Annotated in this window: 17 protein-coding genes; 8 read left to right on the top strand and 9 right to left on the bottom strand. The window is 63.1% G+C overall.

Going from position 1 to position 18,706, the window contains the following annotated elements; translation table 11 throughout:
- Positions 1-8 precede the first annotated feature (8 nt).
- The 7 genes from FPZ08_RS21185 to FPZ08_RS21215 all read right to left on the bottom strand — a co-directional run bounded on the left by FPZ08_RS21185 (position 9) and on the right by FPZ08_RS21215 (position 7,330).
- On the bottom strand, positions 9-509 hold the full coding sequence (locus FPZ08_RS21185; RefSeq protein ID WP_186767124.1) for a DUF2569 domain-containing protein: 501 nt from the start codon (positions 507-509) through the stop codon (positions 9-11).
- A gap of 17 nt (positions 510-526) precedes the next feature.
- Positions 527-1,912, bottom strand: coding sequence for an aldehyde dehydrogenase family protein (locus FPZ08_RS21190; RefSeq protein ID WP_246132749.1), 1,386 nt, complete (start codon positions 1,910-1,912; stop codon positions 527-529).
- 172 nt (positions 1,913-2,084) lie between these two features.
- Positions 2,085-3,449, bottom strand: coding sequence for a glutamine synthetase family protein (locus FPZ08_RS21195; RefSeq protein ID WP_146292634.1), 1,365 nt, complete (start codon positions 3,447-3,449; stop codon positions 2,085-2,087).
- Between the two features lie 55 nt (positions 3,450-3,504).
- Positions 3,505-4,563, bottom strand: a complete 1,059-nt coding sequence (locus tag FPZ08_RS21200) for a type 2 periplasmic-binding domain-containing protein (RefSeq protein WP_146292636.1) — start codon at positions 4,561-4,563, stop codon at positions 3,505-3,507.
- Between the two features lie 126 nt (positions 4,564-4,689).
- Positions 4,690-6,015 carry a TRAP transporter large permease gene (locus FPZ08_RS21205; protein WP_146292638.1) on the bottom strand — a complete coding sequence of 442 codons (1,326 nt, stop codon included), beginning with the start codon at positions 6,013-6,015 and terminating at the stop codon, positions 4,690-4,692.
- The gene (locus FPZ08_RS21210; protein ID WP_146292640.1) at positions 6,012-6,524 is read right to left on the bottom strand and encodes a TRAP transporter small permease subunit; all 513 of its coding nucleotides are present in this window, start codon (positions 6,522-6,524) and stop codon (positions 6,012-6,014) included. The genes FPZ08_RS21205 and FPZ08_RS21210 overlap by 4 nt, the downstream gene beginning before the upstream one ends.
- 38 nt (positions 6,525-6,562) lie before the next feature.
- A complete protein-coding gene (locus tag FPZ08_RS21215) occupies positions 6,563-7,330 on the bottom strand; it encodes an N-formylglutamate amidohydrolase (protein ID WP_146292642.1) in 768 nt (255 codons plus the stop codon).
- Positions 7,331-7,423: 93 nt separating this feature from the next.
- Here FPZ08_RS21215 and FPZ08_RS21220 point away from each other — a divergent pair, with 93 nt between their 5' ends.
- Positions 7,424-8,260, top strand: a complete 837-nt coding sequence (locus FPZ08_RS21220; protein ID WP_186767125.1) for a MurR/RpiR family transcriptional regulator — start codon at positions 7,424-7,426, stop codon at positions 8,258-8,260.
- 3 nt (positions 8,261-8,263) lie between these two features.
- On the opposite strand, the gene ppk2 is transcribed toward FPZ08_RS21220, so the two are convergent.
- Positions 8,264-9,151 carry a polyphosphate kinase 2 gene (ppk2, locus tag FPZ08_RS21225; protein ID WP_146292646.1) on the bottom strand — a complete coding sequence of 296 codons (888 nt, stop codon included), beginning with the start codon at positions 9,149-9,151 and terminating at the stop codon, positions 8,264-8,266.
- A gap of 70 nt (positions 9,152-9,221) precedes the next feature.
- On the opposite strand from ppk2, the gene FPZ08_RS21230 reads away from it, so the two are divergent.
- Positions 9,222-10,505: an ATP-binding protein gene (locus FPZ08_RS21230; RefSeq protein WP_146292647.1), complete on the top strand. Its 1,284-nt coding sequence runs from the start codon at positions 9,222-9,224 to the stop codon at positions 10,503-10,505.
- A 273-nt stretch (positions 10,506-10,778) separates the two neighbouring features.
- Here FPZ08_RS21230 and FPZ08_RS21235 read toward each other — a convergent pair whose 3' ends face one another.
- Positions 10,779-11,342: a GcrA family cell cycle regulator gene (locus tag FPZ08_RS21235; protein ID WP_146293391.1), complete on the bottom strand. Its 564-nt coding sequence runs from the start codon at positions 11,340-11,342 to the stop codon at positions 10,779-10,781.
- A gap of 369 nt (positions 11,343-11,711) precedes the next feature.
- On the opposite strand from FPZ08_RS21235, the gene FPZ08_RS21240 reads away from it, so the two are divergent.
- The 6 genes from FPZ08_RS21240 (at position 11,712) to FPZ08_RS21265 (ending at position 18,609) form a co-directional block, all read left to right on the top strand.
- Complete coding sequence (locus FPZ08_RS21240; protein ID WP_146292649.1) at positions 11,712-12,911, top strand: aspartate aminotransferase family protein; 1,200 nt, start codon at positions 11,712-11,714, stop codon at positions 12,909-12,911.
- Positions 12,912-13,030: 119 nt separating this feature from the next.
- Complete coding sequence (argF, locus tag FPZ08_RS21245; RefSeq protein ID WP_146292651.1) at positions 13,031-13,963, top strand: ornithine carbamoyltransferase; 933 nt, start codon at positions 13,031-13,033, stop codon at positions 13,961-13,963.
- 183 nt (positions 13,964-14,146) lie between these two features.
- Entirely contained in the window at positions 14,147-15,148 is a 1,002-nt protein-coding gene (locus FPZ08_RS21250) for an Hsp33 family molecular chaperone (protein WP_146293393.1), read from the top strand.
- A 103-nt stretch (positions 15,149-15,251) separates the two neighbouring features.
- A complete protein-coding gene (locus FPZ08_RS21255; protein WP_146292652.1) occupies positions 15,252-15,971 on the top strand; it encodes a helix-turn-helix transcriptional regulator in 720 nt (239 codons plus the stop codon).
- Positions 15,972-16,111: 140 nt separating this feature from the next.
- On the top strand, positions 16,112-16,759 hold the full coding sequence (locus tag FPZ08_RS21260; protein WP_186767126.1) for an acyl-homoserine-lactone synthase: 648 nt from the start codon (positions 16,112-16,114) through the stop codon (positions 16,757-16,759).
- On the top strand, positions 16,759-18,609 hold the full coding sequence (locus tag FPZ08_RS21265) for a glycosyltransferase family 2 protein (RefSeq protein ID WP_146292656.1): 1,851 nt from the start codon (positions 16,759-16,761) through the stop codon (positions 18,607-18,609). The genes FPZ08_RS21260 and FPZ08_RS21265 overlap by 1 nt, the downstream gene beginning before the upstream one ends.
- The last annotated feature ends 97 nt before the right edge of the window (positions 18,610-18,706 follow it).

Below are 18,706 nucleotides of genomic sequence, written 5' to 3' on the forward strand. Positions count from 1 at the left end.
TGTCCCCCTTAGTTGACGAAGGTGTTTTTCACCCGCACGGATTTGAACATGTAGGGTATCCAGATGGCGGCGCCGAACACCGCCCTGCCGATGCCTTGCGCTGTATCCTGATCCCAAAAAACCACGCCCGGTGTGTCGTAATAGGATCGGAAGGCGTTGTAGACGAAGACGAGGTCCAGCAGCATGATGAGAAGGTTGGCGGCGAGCCAGCCGGCATATAGCAGCGGGAAGTATCGCTTCTTCTGGAAGAAGAGAGCGAGCAGAACGGCTGGTGCAAGAAGCTGTAGCACCACATTCGATATCAATTCGAACCAGACCACGAGCATCTGAGCTGCTGTCAGGCCAGCGCCGGATGTTAGCAGCGGAAGCAGGTCGCCGAAGGTCGGTATAGCCAGAACCGGCGTTGCAAACAGCCCCAGGGCCGGCAGGATCAGCCAGCCGCCCAACCCTGTCGGTCCCCTCAATGTTTCCGTTCGCTTATGCTGTTCTTGCAGTTCTGCAGACGTCATGTGCGGTGCCCCCATGGCTATCGCCCGTGTTTCAAATGGTAGCTCTTCGGCTGCGTCAGGTTCTGATAGCCGATCTCGCTCAGGCCGCCGCCCTTGCCGGTGTCCTTGACGCCGGTCCAGACTAGGGCCGGATCGAGATAGTCGCACCTATTGGCGAAGACGGTGCCGGTCTCGACCTGTGCGCCCAGCCTGGCGGCAGCGTCGAGGTCCTGCGTCCAGATCGAGGCGGTGAGGCCGTAGGGGCTGTCATTCATCAGGGTGACCGCCTCGACATCGTCGGTCACTTTCATGATGCCGACGACGGGGCCGAAACTCTCTTCGCGCATGACTGACATCTGGTGGTTCACATTGGTCAGTACTTCGGGCGCCAGATAGGGCGAGCCGGGCTTGTCGAGGTCGTGCTTGCTGTTGAGATGGCGCGTGGCGCCGCCGCGAATGGCCTCGTCGGTCTGCTGGCGGACATGGTCGGCGAAATTGCCGCGCGCCATGGGGCCGACAATGGTGTCGGTGTCCAAGGGATTGCCCAGGGTCCAGCCCTTGGCATTGTCGATGAAGCGCTCGACGAAACTGCCATAGACGGCTTCATGCACATAGATGCGCTCGACGCCGCAGCAGGATTGGCCCGAATTGAAGAAGCTGCCATCGACCAGGTTTTCGACGGCATTGTCGAGATCGGCGTCGGCTCGGACATAGGCGGGGTCCTTGCCGCCCAGTTCGAGGCCGAGCGTGGCGAAGGTGCCGGCGGCGGCTTTCTCGATACGGCGGCCGCCTTCGACCGAGCCGGTGAAATTGATGTGGTCGATCTGTCCCGAAGCGATGAGTTTTTCGGTGTCGCTGTGGCCGAGCACCAGGTTCTGGAACAGCCCGGCGGGCAGGCCGGAGCTTTCGGCGGCGGCGGCGAAGCGCTCACCCGCCAGCAGGGTCTGGCTGGCATGCTTGAGGATGATGGCATTGCCGGCCATCAGGCCCGGCACGATGGAATTGACCGCCGTGAGGAACGGGTAGTTCCACGGCGCGATGACCATGACCGTGCCGAGCGCCTCGCGGGTGATGTAGCGGGTGAAGCCTTCCTTTTCGGGCCGCATCGAGGGCGCCAATGCCTCGGCGGCCAACTCGATCATGTAGCGGCTGCGCTCCTCGACGCCGCGCTTCTCCCCACCGAAGCGGATGGGGCGACCCATCTGCCAGGCGAGTTCGGGCACGATGTCGTCATTCATGAGGAGAAGGGCGTCGACGAAGTGGCTGAGGATTTTCTGCCGCTCGGCAATGGTGGTTTCGCCCCAGGCGTGGCGGGCGGCTTTGGCGCGGCTGACGGCGCCGTCGATTTCGGCGGCGCTGGCAAGCGGCCGCTCGGCATAGATGCTGCCGTCGATGGGGGAGATGATTTTTACAGTGTCAGTCATGTGTTCCGAACTCATCCAACCCACGATGTCATCCCGGCCTTGAGCCGGGATCCATCCTGAGATTTCTGTATGGCCGCCAGGTGGTTTGCTCAAGCGACCTTGCGGCGGCGGTGCGATCTCGGGATGGGCCCCGGCTCAGGGCCGGGGTGACACCGAGTATGTGGCGGAGACTTTAGCTCCGCTCGAACCCCCGCTTCAATTCCCAGTCGGTGACGCGGCGATCGTATTCGAGCTGTTCCCACTCCGCGGTGTGGACATAGTGGTCGATGACACCGGCGCCGAAGGCCTCTTTCAGCATTTTGGACTTGTGCATGGTCTCGGTGGCTTCGCGCAGGGTCTTGGGGATTTCGCGGAGTTTTTTGGTGGTGTAGGCGTCGCCGACAAAGGCGGGCTCCAGCTCCAGTCTGTCCTCGATGCCCTTGATGCCGGCGGCGAGCAAAGCGGCGATGGCGAGATAGGGGTTGAGGTCGGCGCCGCCGATGCGGCATTCGGTGCGGATGGCTTTGCTGCCTTCCCCGCACAGGCGGAAGCCAGCGGTGCGGTTATCGGGCGACCAGATGGCCTTGGTGGGCGCGAATGTGCCGGCCTGGAAGCGCTTGTAGCTGTTGATATAGGGCGCCAGGAACCAGGTGATGTCGCGGGCATAGGCGAGCTGGCCGGCCATGAACTGCTTCATCAGCGGGCTCATGCCGCGCTCGTCCTTGGCATCGACGAACATGGGCTTGCCCGCCTTGTCGGCCAGCGACATGTGGATGTGGCTGGAGGAACCGGCCAGGGCATAGTCCCACTTGGCCATGAAGGTCACGGCCTTGCCCCGGGCCCAGGCGATTTCCTTGGTGGCATTTTTCAGCACGACATGGCGGTCGGCCATGGTGAGGGCGTCCGCATATTTGACGTTGATCTCTTCCTGGCCGGGGCCCCACTCGCCCTTGGAGGATTCCACCGGAATGCCCGAGGCCTGCAGGTGTTTGCGCAAAGCGCGCATCACGCCCTCTTCCTTGGTGGTCTGGAAGATATTGTAATCCTGGATGTAGTCGCCCGCCGTCTGGGCTTTCGCATGGCCCTTCTGGCTGATCGTGCGATAGTCCTCGTCGAAGAGATAGAATTCGAGTTCCGTCGCCGCATTGGCGGTATAGCCCATGGCGGCGAGACGCTCGATCTGGCCCTTGAGGATGGCGCGCGGGCTGTGCGGGATCGGGTCGTGATGATGGTGATCGGCGAGGTCGCAGAGCACGATGGCGGTGCCCTCGAGCCAACTGGCCTTCATCAGCGTCGAAAGATCGGGCTTCATGACGAAATCGCCATAGCCCTTGCCCCAATTGGCGGCCGAGTAGCCGGGCACCGGCTCCATGTCGATATCGTCGGCCAGCAGATAGTCGCAGCCATGCGTCTCGTCATTGGCCGTTTCGAGGAAATATTCGGCCTGGAAACGCTTGCCGATCATCCGCCCCTGCATGTCGGGGAAGGCGACGAGCACCGTATCCATGCTGCCGGCGGCGACATCCTTGCGCAGGGCGTCGAGGGAATAGGCGGCCATTCAATTCTCCGGGCGGGGTTGGTGCCGGCCGCGCGAACGCGACCGGCAATCACTGTCAGCTGTAGCGGTAGGGCGGGCCAGCCAGCTCCATATCCGCATTGTACTTCTTGATGATCTCGACCACCCGGGCACTGCGCTCGGACTGCTTGGCGATTTCGTCCCAGAAGGCCACGGCGTCGGTTTCGACCTGCTTCCATTCCGCGGCGGGAATGGTGGTCAACTCCAGCTTGCCGGTGAGGCGGTAGCTCGCCTCGCCCGCCCAGTACCAGTGCTGGCGATAGTAGTGCGAGGTATCGATCATCATGCGGTAGAGCTGCTGCAGATGCGGCGGCAGCTCGTTCCACTTGGCGGTGTTGACGAAATACGAGCCCGCCCAGGCGCCCGAAAGCGGGTTGGTCAGGTAGTATTTGAGCGCATTGGCCCAGCCCACCGTGTGCAGCTCGGTCGTGCCACACCAGCAGATGCCGTCGAGCTCGCCCGTCTGCAGGGCCGGCTCGACGTCTTCATAGGGCAGCGAGACCGGAACCACGCCGTATTTGGAAAGGAACTGGCCGGCAGTGGGGAAGGTGTAGACGCGCAAGCCGTTGAGGTCGGCCAGCGAGTTGATCGGCTTGGTGGTGCCGAAATTGCACGGATCCCAGGCGCCGGTGGAGAGCCAGGTGACATCGGGGATTTCGGCATAGGCCTCTTCCCAGATTTCCTTGAGGCCGCGCCAGTGCCAGAGGGCCGGCACGTCGAGCGAATAGCGCGAGGCCAGCGGGAAATAGGCACCGAACACCTTGACGTCGACGGGTGCAGCGGCGGAGTCGTCGTCGCTCTGGGCGGCGTCGATCGTGCCGGTCTGCACGGCGCGGAACAGCTCGCCATGCGGCACCGGCTGGTCGGCGGTATAGAGTTCGATGACCATTTCGCCATTGGCGGCGGTGTTGAACCAGTCGATGGCGTTCTTGACCACATGTTCGGCCAGTGCCGGACCGGCATAGGTCTGCAGGCGCCAGCGGATCGGCTCCTGTGCCTTGACATAGGGCGTTGCCAGAGCCGTGGCGCCCACGGCGCCGGCGGTGGCCAGGCCTGCCCGCTTCAGAAAGCTGCGCTTGTTGAGAAGATCAGTCATGTCTGCTTATCCCCTGTGATGGTGGCGCCCGCGCTGTTCGCCGGAACGCCTGGTTGAACTCGACGTCGGACTAGCTCGGCCAGCGCCCCCTTTTCTGTGTTGGTTTCCCTCTCACAAAAGCTCTCCTCATCGACCGGCATAGAGGCCGGGCAGCCACAGCGCGATCTGCGGGAAGATCATCAGCAGGATCACGCTGAGAACCATGAGCAGCACGAAGGGCAGGATGGAGCGGTAGATATCGGCCAGGCTGATCTCGGGCGGCGCCATGGCGCGCATGAGGAACAGATTGTAGCCGAAGGGCGGGGTTATATAGGCGATCTGGCAGGTGATCGTGTAGAGAATGCCGAACCAGATCAGATCGAAGCCGAGCAGCCGCACCAGCGGAATATAGAGCGGCGCGACGATGACCAGCATGGCCGTATCGTCGAGGAACATGCCCATGACGATGAAGCTGAGCAGCATCAGGATCAGGATGCCCCAGGGATCCAGCCCGAACGTGTTGAGCAGCAGGTTCTCGATGGCCCGCACGGCGCCCAGCCCGTCATAGACCGACGAGAAGCACAGCGCGCCCAGGATGATCCAGAGGAACATGCAACTGATCAGCAGCGTGTGCCGCGTGGTGGATTCGAGCACCTGCCAGTTGAGCTTGCCCGACAGCGCCGCCGCGATAGTGGCGAGGAGCGCGCCCACGGCCGAGCTTTCGGTGAGGCTGGTAATGCCGGTGAGGAACAGCGTCATCATGATGGCGAACACCGCCACCGGCATGATGCCCTCGCGCAGCAGCAACAGCTTTTCGCGGAACGAGATCTGCGCCAGTTCCTCGGGCGCGATGGGCGGCCCCATTTCGGGCTGGATGCGGCAGCGGACATAGACATAGACGCCGAAAATGGTCGCCATCATCAGGCCGGGCATGATGCCGGCCAGCCACAATTCGGTAATCGGCGCCCGCGCGATCATGGCGAACAGCACCAGCACCACGCTGGGCGGGATCAGGATGCCCAGGGTCGAGCCGCCCTGGATGACGCCGGTCACCATGATCTTGTCATAGCCGCGCTTGAGCAGTTCGGGCAGGGCGATGGTGGCGCCGATGGCCATGCCGGCGACGCTGAGGCCATTGATGCAGGAAATCAGCACCATCAAGCCCATCGTGCCCAAAGCCAGCCCGCCGCGCACGGGACCGAACCACACATGGAACATGCGATAGAGGTTCGAGGCGATGCCACTCTCGCTCATCATGTAGCCCATGAAGACGAAGAAGGGCACCGTGATCAGCGGATACCAGTTGAGCACCTGGAAGGCCTGGTTGAACGGCATCTCCACCGCACCATTGCCCCAGAGCCAGAGCGCGGCGGCCGAGCCGACAAAACCGATGACGCCGAAGACGCGCTGCCCGGTGAAGAGCAGCACCATCATGGTGGCGAACATGAAGAGCGTGATGAGTTCAGGTGTCATGAAATGGGCCTACCCATGGCCTGGGCAATGTCCCGGAACAATTGCGCGATGACCTGAAGGAGCATGAGGAAGATGCCCAGGCTCATGGCGACCTTGACGGGCCAGAGCAGAGGCGACCAGGCGGAATAGTTCTTCTGGCCATACTGGATGGCATATTGCGTGCTCGAAAGGCCGCCCCAGAGCAGGACCACGAGGAAGAAGATAACGGCCAGCAGGGTGATCGCGTCGAGTACCGCCTTCCCGCGCAGGGGAAGCCGGTCGTAGAACAGGTCCATACGGACATGCGCCCCATGCTGGAAGGCATAGGCGCCGCCCAGCAGGTAATAGGCCGAGAGCAGGAACTGGGTCATTTCCAGCGCCCAGTTGACCGGCGTTCCGAACACGGTGCGGGCTATGGTCGACCAGAGCATGATCGCGGCCATCACGAAAAAGATCGCCATCGCAAACCGCCCGGCCAGGCGGTTGATGCGATCGACCCATGTAACGAAGAAGACTATCGGCTGTGGCACTATGCTGCTTCCTGTCTCTTGGTCATGGTTTCCTCCGGCTATCCGTGTTTGGCCTTCAAAGCCTGTCGCGCGGCCGTGAGGCGCCGCCCCAGCCGATCGGCCCACAGGGCCACCCCGGCAGGGTCGAGAATTTCGTCATTGCGGATTTCGATCATCGTGGCGGGAAGCCCGCGCCCGTCGCCATGCTTTTCCAGCGTCAACGTCACCCCGTTAAGGGCGGCATAGGGCTCGTTCCAGCCCAGGTTGAGATCGGGGTCTTCGTCCTTGAGGGCGTCGAACAGCGCCCTGGTAAAGCCGGTATCCACGCCATGGATCAGCCCGATGGGCCAGGGGCGGGCGACGCCGAGATAGACCGGTGTGAAGGAGTGCATGCAGACGAGGATGGTTTCCTGCCCAGCATGGCGGCGCGCCTCGAGCAACGTCTCGATGGCGGCATGATAGGGCCGGTGGAAATGGTCGATCCGGTATTGCCGCTCTGCCGCGTCGAGATTTTCATTGGCCTTGATGCGGGTGCTTTCCGACAGGGTCCAGATCAGGTCGGGCGCGTCGAGTTCGCGATTGCAGTCGATGATGATGCGCGAAACGGTGGATTGCACCAGCGGTGCATCGAGCTGGTCGGCCAGGCGCTGGCTGACGGCCAGCGCGCCGGGGTCCCAGGCGATGTGGCTCAGTCGCTCGGTGGCGGTGAGGCCCAGATCGCCATAGCGGGTGGGAATGCGGTTGCTGGCATGATCGCAGACGATGACGAAGGGCGACGCCCCGCGCGCATTGGAGACCAACACCGCTTTTTCACCGCTGACGTCCACTGCACCCCCTACGCAGCATCGGTTAACTTCTGTATCAGTAGTTCCATACTGGTCAAAACTGTCAATGCTGAAATCATAAATTCAGAGGGCCGCATGGAAGGAAAATCGGTTGCCGGGCGTATCCACGATGCGATCCACCGGCTGACGGCGGCCGAAAAACGGGCGGCGCGGGGACTGCTGGGCTCGTATCCGACGCTGGGCCTGGCCCCGGTCGCCGAATTCGCACAGCAGGCGGGGGCCAGTTCGGCCACGGTGCTGCGCTTCGTGTCGGCGCTGGGCTACAAATCCTATCCCGATTTCCAGCGCGCCTTGCGCGAGGAGCTGGAGGAACGCTCCAAATCGCCGCTGCAGCGCAGCGCGGCCGGCGATATCAGGGCGGATGGCGATGCGCAGTTCCTCGATCGCTTCGCGGCCCAGGCAGTGGATAATCTGCGTGGCTCGGCGGCGCTGATCCCGGCCTCCGAATTCGAAGCGGTCTGCACGCGGCTCGCCGAGAACCGGGGCGCTTGCTATCTTGCCGGCGGACGCTTCACCGATTTTCTGGCCGGTTACATGGAGGCCCATCTGCGGGTGATCCGGCCGGGGGTGCGGCGGCTCGATGGCCGGCCGGCAACGCGGGCCGACCAGATGATCGACGTGAAGCCGGGAGACCTGGCGATCATCTTCGACGTGCGGCGCTACGATCCGAGCCTGATCGACGTGGCCACCGAACTGGCGGCGCGGCGGGCGCAGATCGTGCTCATCACCGACGAGTGGATGAGTCCGGTGAGCCGCTTCGCCAAGCTGGTGCTGCCCTGCCGGACGGAAATGGGCCGCACCTGGGACGCCAATGGTTCGCTGTTCACACTGGCCGAAGCGGTGATCGCCCGGACCACGGAACTGAGCTGGCCCACGGCCAGCAAGCGGATCGGGAGTATCGAGGCGGAGTAGGGGCTACTCCTCCCCGTCGTGGTGCAAAAAGTCCTTTGCGCTCAGCACGATCTTGTTGTCGACTTCGCCAATGGCCTTGCCGTCCTTGCCCTTGTAGTCCAGCCGGTCGAGCACCGTGCGGATGACGTTGAGGCGGCTGCGGCGCTTGTCATTGGCGCGGATCACCGTCCAGGGCGCGTGCTTGCTGTCGGTCCGGGTAAGCATGGTGTCGGCGGCATCGGAATAGGCATCCCATTTGCCCAGGGCTTCCAGATCGACCGGCGAGAGTTTCCAGACTTTCAGCGGATCGTGCCGGCGGTCATGAAACCGCTTGAGCTGCATTTCGCGGCCGATGGAGAGCCAGAACTTGAACAGGTGGATGCCGTCGCGGGTGATGCGCTTCTCGAATTCGGGCGCTTCCTCGAGGAAATGCTCGGTCTGTTCGGGCGTGCAGAAGCCCATGACGGGCTCGACGCCGGCCCGGTTATACCAGGAGCGGTCGAACAGCACGGTCTCCCCGGCAGCGGGGAACCAGTCGACATAGCGCTGGAAATACCACTGCGTGCTTTCCCGGTTGTTGGGCTTGGGCAGGGCGGCGATGATATTGTAGCGGGGATTGAGATTTTCGAGATAGCGCTTGATGGTGCCGCCCTTGCCGGCAGCGTCGCGCCCCTCGAAGACGATCATCACGCGCTCGCCGCTTTCAGCGAGGTGAGCCTGCAGCGACACCAATTGCTTCTGCAATTGATACATCTGCTCTTCATAGCTGTCGCTATCGAGCTTATCTTCGTATGGATAGTTGCCCGAGGCCATGGCGTGCTTCTTGATGGCTTTGGGCAGGTCGGGATTTTCAAGGTCGAAGCCGGTAAAGGGATCGGTCATGCTGTCTCTCCGCTGTCTCTCCGCTGTCATATCCACCGTGCTATGAGAACGCCCGCGCGCGCAAGGGGCGTCGCAACTGGTTGATTCCCGGAAACAAAATATGGACGAGCCGCAAGACAGCCTGCCCGTTTCCCGCCTGGCGATAGCGCTGGCGCGCATCACTGCGCAGGCCGGTCTGCTGGCGGGCATATTCGGCGTATTCGCCGTGCTGGTGCTGTTTGGCGAGCTGGGACCGGTCGCGGCGCTGGTCGGTTTTCTCGTCATCCTGGCCGGCTTTGCCATCCTGCCGGGCAATACGATTACCGTGACGCGGACGGCGGAGCTGCCGCGGCCTGTTCTTGATGATGACGACGACGCGGTCTTCGCCTTTGCCGACGCGCTGGCCGATCCCTGCCTGGTGCTGGACCGGCGCAGCGTGGTAGTCCATGCCAATGCGGCGGCGCATCGGCAGTTTCCCGCCGTGAGCAATGGCAACCCCATTACCTTTTCGCTGCGCAATCCCGAACTGGTGCAGGCCATCGACACGGTCATGCGCAGCGGCACGGTGCGTAGCATCGAACTGCATGAAACCGTGCCGTCGGAAACCTGGGACAAGGTGGTGGTGTCGCCCCTGCGTCAGCCCGGCCGGGACTGGCTGACCGATGAGGACCGCCAATTGGTGGTCACGGTGCAGAGCCTCACCGAACTCAAGCGTGTCGAGGCGCTGCGCAGCGATTTCATCGCCAATGCCAGCCACGAATTGCGCACGCCGCTGGCGTCGCTGCTGGGCTTTATCGACACGCTGCTCGGCCCGGCGGCCAAGGATGCGGCAGCGCGCGAAAAATTCCTCGGCATCATGCGCGGCCAGGCCGAGCGCATGAGCAAGCTGATCGATGATCTGCTGAGCCTGTCGCGCATCGAGATGCACCAGCATGTGCGGCCCACCGGCAGCATCGACCTGGCGGGCCTGCTGCGCGAAGTGCGCGAGGGGCTGATGACGCAGGCCAAGACGGCCGATGTGGAAATCCGCCTGACGCTGTTCGAGGGACCGAGCAGCACGACCGGCGATCGCAGCCAGCTCTATGAAGTGTTCGAGAACCTGCTCGACAATGCCATCAAATATGGCGCCGGTGGCAAATTCGTCGAAGTGAGCCTGGCGCCGGCCGAACGTGCGGGGTTTCAGCATCAGGTGACTGTCATCGACCATGGGCCGGGCGTCGAGCCCGAACATGTGCCGCGCCTCACCGAACGGTTCTATCGCATCGACGCCGATGCCAGCCGCAAGAAGAAGGGCACGGGCCTGGGCCTGGCCATCGTCAAGCACATCGTCAACCGCCATCGCGGGCAGATGACCATCAAGAGCAAGCCGGGTGAGGGCATGCGGGTGGATGTGTTTTTGCCTTAAGAGGGCTGGTGGGTGCGATGGTGCCGCAGCCGCGATTTCCCTTCTCCCCTTGCGGGAGAAGGTGCCCGAAGGGCGGATGAGGGGGTTCTTCTCCGCATTGAAGCATGGGATGACGCAGCACCCCTCACCCGATTTTTCCGGCTGGACGCCGCAAAAATCCCCCTCTCCCGCAAGGGGCGAGGGGTGCTCCACTCTTGGCGAGGCATGGTGCCCCCACTTCTGAAACAAAAAGGGCGCCTTGCGGGCGCCCTTGCTTGTTCCGGTATGCCGCGACTAGCGCCGCTTCTTGTCGACCTGGTGGTAGGCCCGGCGCGAGTGGAATTCGCAATAGGGGCCGGTTTCGAGGCTATGCTGGCCGCAGAAGTAGAAGTCCTTGGTCAGCGGATCGCCGATCGGCCACTTGCAGGTATGCTCGTTGAGCTGCAGCAGGTTGAGGCGCTTGTCTTCGGGAATGAAGAGCTCGGCCACGGCAGGCGCGACATAGAGGTCGGCTTCCAGCTGCGGATCATGCGCCAGGGCCGTGGCGCCCACAGATTGCGGGCGCGGCATGGAGGAGCGCATCTTGGCAGCGCCACCCATGCCGGAAAGGCCGGAAGAGGGACTGGCAACGCGGCGCGGCGCCGGGCGCGAGGCCGGACGGGCGCGCGGGGTCGAATTGGTCGGCTTGGCCCGCGCCGAAAGCTTGAGGCGATGCACCTTGCCGATCACGGCATTGCGGGTAACCCCTTCGCCGAGTTCGCCTGCAATCTGGCTGGCCGAGAGACCTTCCATCCAGAGCTTTTTCAAAGTCTCGACGCGCTCGTCAGTCCAGCCCGCCGGTTGTGCTCCTGAAACCATCGTCAAAACAGAATCCTTCATTGCGCCGCCAAATGATAAATGGCAGCCATCAAACGCTAGGCGTCGTATGTCAGGTGGGTCCGCCACACGAGATATCGTGTTCCCAATGCCAAGGAGTTTACGACATCGGCGGAATCGGGATCAAGAGTCGGGCTCGACTTTCCCCGTAAATTCACTGGTTAAAATTGTCCTAACAAACTCTCGAGTCAAATCAGGCACTTGGGGCATAATCATTGACTTATCTGGCAAAATTGGCCTAACTCTGACGCCGAAACGCGCTGCGCAACGAGCGCGTTTTTGGTTTTTGTGGCGCTATTGTCACGCTGCGCCGCTAACCTGCTTTCAACCCGCCAATATAAGGAAATAACCATGTCTGCGCTCTACGGCACCTATGCCCGGTCCGAACTCGCTTTCGAGCGGGGCGAGGGTATGCGCCTGTACGACCAGCATGGCCGAGACTATCTCGATTTCCATTCCGGCATCGCGGTCAACGCGCTGGGCCATGGCGACCCCCATATCGTATCCGCGCTGAAAAATGCGGCCGACAAGGTGTGGCACACCTCCAATGTGTTCACCATTCCCGAGCAGGAAAAGCTCGGCCAGCGGCTGGTCGACGCCACTTTCGCGGATTCGGTGTTCTTCACCAATTCGGGCGCCGAGGCGCTGGAATGCGCCATCAAGACGGCGCGGCACTATTTCTGGGCCAAGGGCGAGGTCGATCGCTACGAGATCATCGCCTTTACCGGCTCCTTCCATGGCCGCACCATGGGCACGATCGCCGCCGGCGGCAATCCGAGCTATCTCGAAGGCTTCGGCCCGCCGATGGGCGGCTTCAAACATACCAAGCCGGGCGACCTCGACGCGGTCAAGGCGCTGATCACGCCGCAGACCTGCGCCATTCTTATAGAGACGGTGCAGGGCGAGGGCGGGGTTACCGCCATGACGCCTGAATTCATGCAGGGCCTGCGCGCGCTGTGCGACGAGCATGGCATGCTGCTGGTGCTCGACGAAGTGCAGTGCGGCTATGGCCGGACGGGGCGTTTCTTTGCCTTTGAATGGACCGGCATTACCCCCGATATCGTGGCAGTGGCCAAGGCTATTGGCGGCGGCTTCCCGCTCGGCGCGTGCCTCGCCAGGGGCGATGTCGCGGCCTCCATGGTGCCGGGCACGCATGGCTCGACCTATGGCGGCAATCCGCTGGCCACGACGGTGGGCAATGCCGTGCTCGACCGTATTCTCGCGCCAGGCTTCCTCGACCATGTCAACCAGATGGGCCAGAAGCTGGCCTGGCATCTGCAGCAACTGGCGCAGAAATATCCTGACTATGTGCTGGAACTGCGCGGCAAGGGCCTGCTGGCCGGCATCAAGATCACCCCACCGGTGCGCGATTTCGTGGCGCGGCTGCGCGACGATCAGCGCCTGCTGGCGATCGGGGCCGGGGACAATGTGCTGCGGCTCATCCCGCCGCTGATCGTCACCGAGGCCGATATCGAGGAAGCCATGGGCAAGCTCGCTGCCGCCTTCGATGCGATCGAGGCGGAGACGGCGTCGGTTCCGGCGGTCGGATAAGATGGATCTGAGCGTGCGCTATTACGGTCGGCGACGACGCGGTCTGTTTCCTCCTCCCTGAGGGGGAGCGAAGACTTGCGTCTGCACTGAACCCATAGCGTCATAAAGGAACCCGGCCCATGACCTCGACCGGCACCCCAAGGCATTTTCTATCGATCGACGATTTCACCTATCCCGAATTGCGCGGCATGCTCGACACCGCCGCCTCGCTCAAGGCACGCCTCAAGGAAGGGGATCGCCCCCAGCCGCTCAAGGACAAGGTCCTGGCGATGATCTTCGAGCGGCAATCCACCCGGACCCGCGTCAGCTTCGATGTCGGCATGCGCCAGCTCGGCGGCGAGACTATCATGCTGTCCGGCCAGGAAATGCAGCTGAGCCGCGAAGAGACGCTGGAAGACACGGCCAAGGTGATGAGCCGCTATGTCGACGCCATCATGATCCGCATCCTCAGCCATGCCGACCTGCTCGAACTGGCCGAAGGCGCCACCGTGCCTGTGATCAACGGGCTGACGCGTCGCGCCCATCCCTGCCAGATCATGGCGGACCTGCAGACCTTCGAGGAATATCGCGGCAATATCAAAGGCGCCAAGGTGGCCTGGGTCGGTGACAGCAATAATGTGCTGCATTCCTGGGTGAATGCGGCCGAGCTGTTCGAATGCGACCTGACCATCGCGACGCCGGAAGAATACAGCCCCGAAAAGGACCTGATGGACGATATCCGCCGGGCCGGCGATCGGGTCCGGCTGATCGAGGATCCGCGCGAAGCGGTCGAGGGCGCCGATCTGGTTATCACCGACACCTGGGTGTCGATGGGCGACGTGGACGCGGCCGAGCGCCGGCGGGTCTTGAAACCCTACCAGGTCAACACCAATTTGATGGGCTTGGCGGCCAAGGACGCCCTCTTCATGCACTGCCTGCCCGCCCATCGCGGCGACGAGGTGACCGACGAAGTGATCGACGGTCCCCAATCGGTGGTGTTCGACGAGGCCGAAAACCGCCTCCACGCGCAGAAAGCCATCCTGTGCTGGGCCTTCGGGGTCGACGTCAACTAAACCCTGATATTGACCGGATTCATGAGTAGACCTCATGGTGAGCCTGTCGAACCACGAGGTCGTGTCGCCATGGTGCCACGCCCTCGTGGTTCGACAAGCTCAGGATGAGGTCTACTGGTATTTCCGGCCGGGCCGAGCCGACCTGAAAGCCACGTGACCACGATGACCACGGATACGACTGCCATGAGCGAGAACCTGATGAGTGCCCTCGGGCTCGACCGGCCGGAAAGCGGCGACGACACCGTCGTACCGTTCACCCTCGACCAGCTCGACACGCGCGGTCGTAGCGTGCGGCTGGGCGAGGCGCTGGACACCATCCTCAGCCGCCACAACTATCCCGCCCCGGTCGCCCGCCTGCTCGGCGAGGCGGTGCTGCTGGCCGCCCTGATCGGCTCGTCGCTCAAATTCGAGGGCAAGTTCATCATGCAGACCCAGACCGATGGGCCGGTGAACCTGCTGGTGGTCGATTTCGACGCGCCGGACGGGCTGCGCGGCTATGCGCGCTTCGACCATGATGCGGTGCTCAAAGCTGCCGAAGAGGGGCGCATCCAGCCCGGCGAACTGCTGGGCAAGGGGCACCTGGCCATGACCATCGACCAGGGCCCCAATACCGAGCGCTACCAGGGCATCGTCGCGCTGGAGGGCAATTCGCTGGAAGAGGTGGCCCACACCTATTTCATGCAGTCCGAGCAGATCCCAACCCAGGTTCGCCTGGCGGTGGCCGAGTTCACCCGGAAGGGCGATCACCGGCCGCATTGGCGCGCCGGCGGGGTGCTGATCCAGCACCTGCCAGAGCATGGCATGTCGCAAATGGCGGACCTGCCGGGCGATGGCAATTTCGACAATCCGGAAACCGCCGACCCTGATTTCGAGGAAGCCGATGGCTGGACCGAGGCCAGGGTGATGCTGGCAACGGTCGACGACCTGGAACTGGCCGACCCTGACCTGAGCTCGGAACGGCTGCTGTTCCGGCTCTATCACGAAACGGGCGTGCGGGTGTTCACCCCGCTGCCCATGGTGGAGCGCTGCACCTGCTCTGCGGATCGCATCGAGGACATGCTAGCCACCAGCTTCACCGCCGAGGACCGCGAGGAGATGGCTGTCAACGGCGAGATCGAAGTGGTCTGCGAGTTCTGTTCGACCGCCTATCACTTCAATCCGCATCACTTCGACACCAAGCATTGATGCATAGGAAACGGCCGCTGCGGCGGCCGTTTCCGCGCGGCTTGCCAAGACTCCCGAATATGATCAGTATTCGAACATAAGTATCCGGGGGTAGGGGTAACCGGTGAACGCCGATTTCATGTCGATTGTCGAGGCAATCCAGCAGCAGACCGATAGTGCTGGCATCCGCGAAATCATGTATGACGCCATCGAGAATTACGGCTTCCAGAGATTCATTATTTCCGGCCTGCCGGATCGTGGCCAGGACGTACGGCCCTTCGTGCTGCTCTCGGGCTGGAACGACGAATGGTACGAGCGTTACACCAGCCTGGGCTATGTGCATCTCGACCCGGTAGCGCGGAACTGCTTTTCCACCACGAGACCGTTTGACTGGTCCGACGCGCCCTATGACCGCGAGGCCGACCTGCCGGCCCACAGGGTGATGGAGGAAGCGCGCGATTTCGGCATGGATGAGGGTTTTTGCGTGCCCATCCATATGGAAGGCGGCATGCAGGGCGTGGTGTCGCTGGTGGGCGGCACGCAGGAACTCGACGACAAAAGACGGCTGGAGCTGCATATGCTGGCGCTCTACGCCCATGGCCAGTTGCGGTTTCTCAACAGCAGCCGCACCGACCTGGTGCCGCGCCGCGCCATTACCGACCGCGAAAGCGAAGTGCTCAAATGGGTGGCGGCCGGCAAGACGGCGGGGGAGATCGCCGATATCACCGGCCTGTCGGCGCGAACGGTGAACCAGCATTGCGAGAATGCGCAGCAGCGGCTGGGCACCAATAACCGGGTGCATACCGTAGTCGAGGCGATCCGGCACAAGCTCATTATACTCTGATCGAACCCGGGCAATGTAATGATGCGGGGGTCTAGCGGAATTTTTTTGCGCCCATTGTGATTTATACCAATATCGCTCGCCCGGAGGGACGTGCCTAACTGGCGTGTCATCTTGTGCTGTGGGGGGCAGAAGCAATGAGGGTGTATTCGATCCGCGCACCAGCGGACCGCTATTCTATTGACCTGCTGGAGCGCAATTTCCGGCTGAGACACACGATTTTCGTCGATATGCAGGGCTGGGAGGCGATCCGTCGCCCCGACCGGCGCGATGTCGATGCCTTCGACACCGAGGATGCGACCCACCTCCTGCTGCTCGATGGCGACGAGCTGGTCGGCGGCTCCCGCTTCACCCCGCTCGATAAACCGAACTTGCTGCAGACTGTCTTTCCCGGACTAGTGCAAGGAGCTTTCCCTGCCTCACCCTCGCTTGGGGCCGACTGGACGCGCTTTTACGTGCGACCCGATCGACGCGAGGGACGGCGGCGCGCGCCGGAGTCTGCAGCCCTTTTCTGCGCGATGATGGAATATGCCCTGCTGGAGGGCTATTGCTTCATCACTTTCGTCTCGACCATCTACATGCTCGAGCATGGCGTGAGCATGGGCTGGCACATCACGCCGCTGGGCGCGCCCGCGCTGATCGACGGCAAGCCCACTCTGGCTGCCTGGATCGAGGTGAGCGAGGAGGCGCTGGCCAATGTCCGTCGCGTTACGGGGCAAACCGCGCCCATGCTCGCCGAGCGCGGCGTGATCCATCAATCTCTGCCGATGCCGGCAGCCGCCCGCCACTGATGTCGGACGCGCTGGAACTGATCAGGGCCATCCTCGCCATGGATGGCCTGGAGGAAGCCGCCGCATTGCAGGTGCTGGAGGCCGCGCTGGAGCGTGAGGTCGACGTGCTGCGCTATTGTGCGGCCACGCTTGGCCTGGGCGCCACGCTGGTGATGCAGCGCGCCGCGGCCTGGGCCGGCTATGCCTGTTTCGACCGCGTGCCGCAGGGACTGCGGGGGCGAACCGAGCCGACGCGGCTGGAGGCGCTGGCCGATGTCCGCATGTTCCGGGTGCAGTTGCTGGACCGGGAAATCGCCTTCGCCTCCCCGGACTTTTTCGGCATTATCCGCCTCAAGCATCGGCTGGCCAGTACGCCGCGCCTGAGCAAGCTGTTATGTCTCGTGCCCGAGCCGGCTTTGCGCGACTATCTTGCCGAGGCGGCGGCGCCAGCGCTGATCGACGCGGCCCGGCAGACACTGGCGCGGCGCTGGCCTTATGCCTCCGCCCATCTCGAACTCACCAGGCCGGCGCGCGCCGGCTTTGTCGGTGCATTGGTACTGCTGGTCGCTTTGCTGCTACTGGCGCCGTTCTTCGCCCAGCTCTGGCTGTTGCCGCTGGCTTGCGGGACATTGCTGGCGCCGGCCGCGATCCGCCTCGCCGCCCTGTTCTGCCCCGTCCCGCCATGGCCGCCGCCGCACCGCCCGCCGGACGAGGAACTGCCCGACTATTCCGTGCTGATCCCTTTGCGCAGCGAGGCCGATATGGTGCCTCAGCTCTTCGCGGCCATGGCGGCACTGGACTACCCGGCCGAACGGCTGGACATCAAATTCGTGGTCGAGGCGAAATCGACCACCACCATCGCCGCCGTCCGCGCCCGGCTTGGCGATCCGCGCTTTTCCCTGGTTTCGGTGCCCGACGCCTTGCCGCGCACCAAGCCCAAGGCGCTCGATTTCGCCCTGCCTTTGTGCCGGGGCGAATATGTGGTCGTGTACGACGCCGAGGACGTGCCGGACCCGGACCAGTTGTGGAAGGCCGCTTTGCGGTTTCGTGGCGCCCCCGACATTGTGTGCCTGCAGGCGAAACTGGTGATCGACAATGGCCAGCGGAACTGGCTGACCGCGCTGTTCGCCGGGGAATATGCCGGGCTTTTCACCGTGCTGTTGCCTGCTTTGGCCCGCTGGGGCCTGCCCATGCCGCTGGGCGGCACCTCCAACCATTTCCGTCTCAAGGCGCTGCGCGAGCTGGGTGGCTGGGACGCCTATAATGTCACCGAGGATGCCGATCTGGGCATGCGGCTGGCCCGGCGGCGCATGCGCGTCGAAGTGCTGGATTCGGTGACCAGCGAGGCAGCGCCGGTGCATCTGCTGCCCTGGATCGGGCAGCGCACGCGCTGGATGAAGGGCTGGATGCAGACCTTCATCGTCCACAATCGCGACCCCGGGAAGCTGCTGGCGGAAATGGGCCTGCCCGCCATGCTGGCCTTTGAGGCGCTGGTGCTCGGCATGATCATCACGCCGATCCTGCATTGCGGCTTCGCGGTGGTTTTACTGCTGTTCTGGATTACCGGCGCCGGGGGCGTCGATGGTACCGCCTGGACGCTGTTCTACCTGGTCGTGCTGGCGCTGGGTTATGGCAGCGCCATGGCCATGACAACGCTGGGTCTGGCGCGCCTGAAGCGGACCGGTCTGTTGCCGACGCAACTGCTGCTGCCGCTCTATTGGCTGCTGATCGGCTTTGCCAGCATGCGCGCCGCCCACGAACTGATGGTGCGGCCCTTCTACTGGTTCAAGTCGCCTCATCGCCCGGAAACAGCGGTCAAATCCCGGCGGGCCGAGCCGGCACGACCCGCACGGCGGCAGGTTCCCATTTAAGTAACTTGACTATAAGTATCATAATATGTAGCACCTGCCCGGGATCGAAAATCAGCCAGACAGGATGACCGCCATGCCGGAACTGCACGCCTATCTG

The sequence above is a fragment of the Devosia ginsengisoli genome, from assembly GCF_007859655.1.
GTDB lineage: Bacteria > Pseudomonadota > Alphaproteobacteria > Rhizobiales > Devosiaceae > Devosia > Devosia ginsengisoli.

What these genes read in the sequence shown, in the direction of transcription:
- FPZ08_RS21205 (WP_146292638.1), bottom strand. Translation starts at nt 6,015, where the DNA reads ATGACACCTGAACTCATCACGCTCTTCATGTTCGCCACCATGATGGTG.
- ppk2 (WP_146292646.1), bottom strand. Translation starts at nt 9,151, where the DNA reads ATGACAGCGGAGAGACAGCGGAGAGACAGCATGACCGATCCCTTTACC.
- FPZ08_RS21235 (WP_146293391.1), bottom strand. Translation starts at nt 11,342, where the DNA reads ATGGTTTCAGGAGCACAACCGGCGGGCTGGACTGACGAGCGCGTCGAG.
- argF (WP_146292651.1), top strand. Translation starts at nt 13,031, where the DNA reads ATGACCTCGACCGGCACCCCAAGGCATTTTCTATCGATCGACGATTTC.
- FPZ08_RS21185 (WP_186767124.1), bottom strand. Translation starts at nt 509, where the DNA reads ATGACGTCTGCAGAACTGCAAGAACAGCATAAGCGAACGGAAACATTG.
- FPZ08_RS21190 (WP_246132749.1), bottom strand. Translation starts at nt 1,912, where the DNA reads ATGACTGACACTGTAAAAATCATCTCCCCCATCGACGGCAGCATCTAT.
- FPZ08_RS21250 (WP_146293393.1), top strand. Translation starts at nt 14,147, where the DNA reads ATGAGCGAGAACCTGATGAGTGCCCTCGGGCTCGACCGGCCGGAAAGC.
- FPZ08_RS21195 (WP_146292634.1), bottom strand. Translation starts at nt 3,449, where the DNA reads ATGGCCGCCTATTCCCTCGACGCCCTGCGCAAGGATGTCGCCGCCGGC.
- FPZ08_RS21230 (WP_146292647.1), top strand. Translation starts at nt 9,222, where the DNA reads ATGGACGAGCCGCAAGACAGCCTGCCCGTTTCCCGCCTGGCGATAGCG.
- FPZ08_RS21200 (WP_146292636.1), bottom strand. Translation starts at nt 4,563, where the DNA reads ATGACTGATCTTCTCAACAAGCGCAGCTTTCTGAAGCGGGCAGGCCTG.
- FPZ08_RS21220 (WP_186767125.1), top strand. Translation starts at nt 7,424, where the DNA reads ATGGAAGGAAAATCGGTTGCCGGGCGTATCCACGATGCGATCCACCGG.
- FPZ08_RS21240 (WP_146292649.1), top strand. Translation starts at nt 11,712, where the DNA reads ATGTCTGCGCTCTACGGCACCTATGCCCGGTCCGAACTCGCTTTCGAG.
- FPZ08_RS21265 (WP_146292656.1), top strand. Translation starts at nt 16,759, where the DNA reads ATGTCGGACGCGCTGGAACTGATCAGGGCCATCCTCGCCATGGATGGC.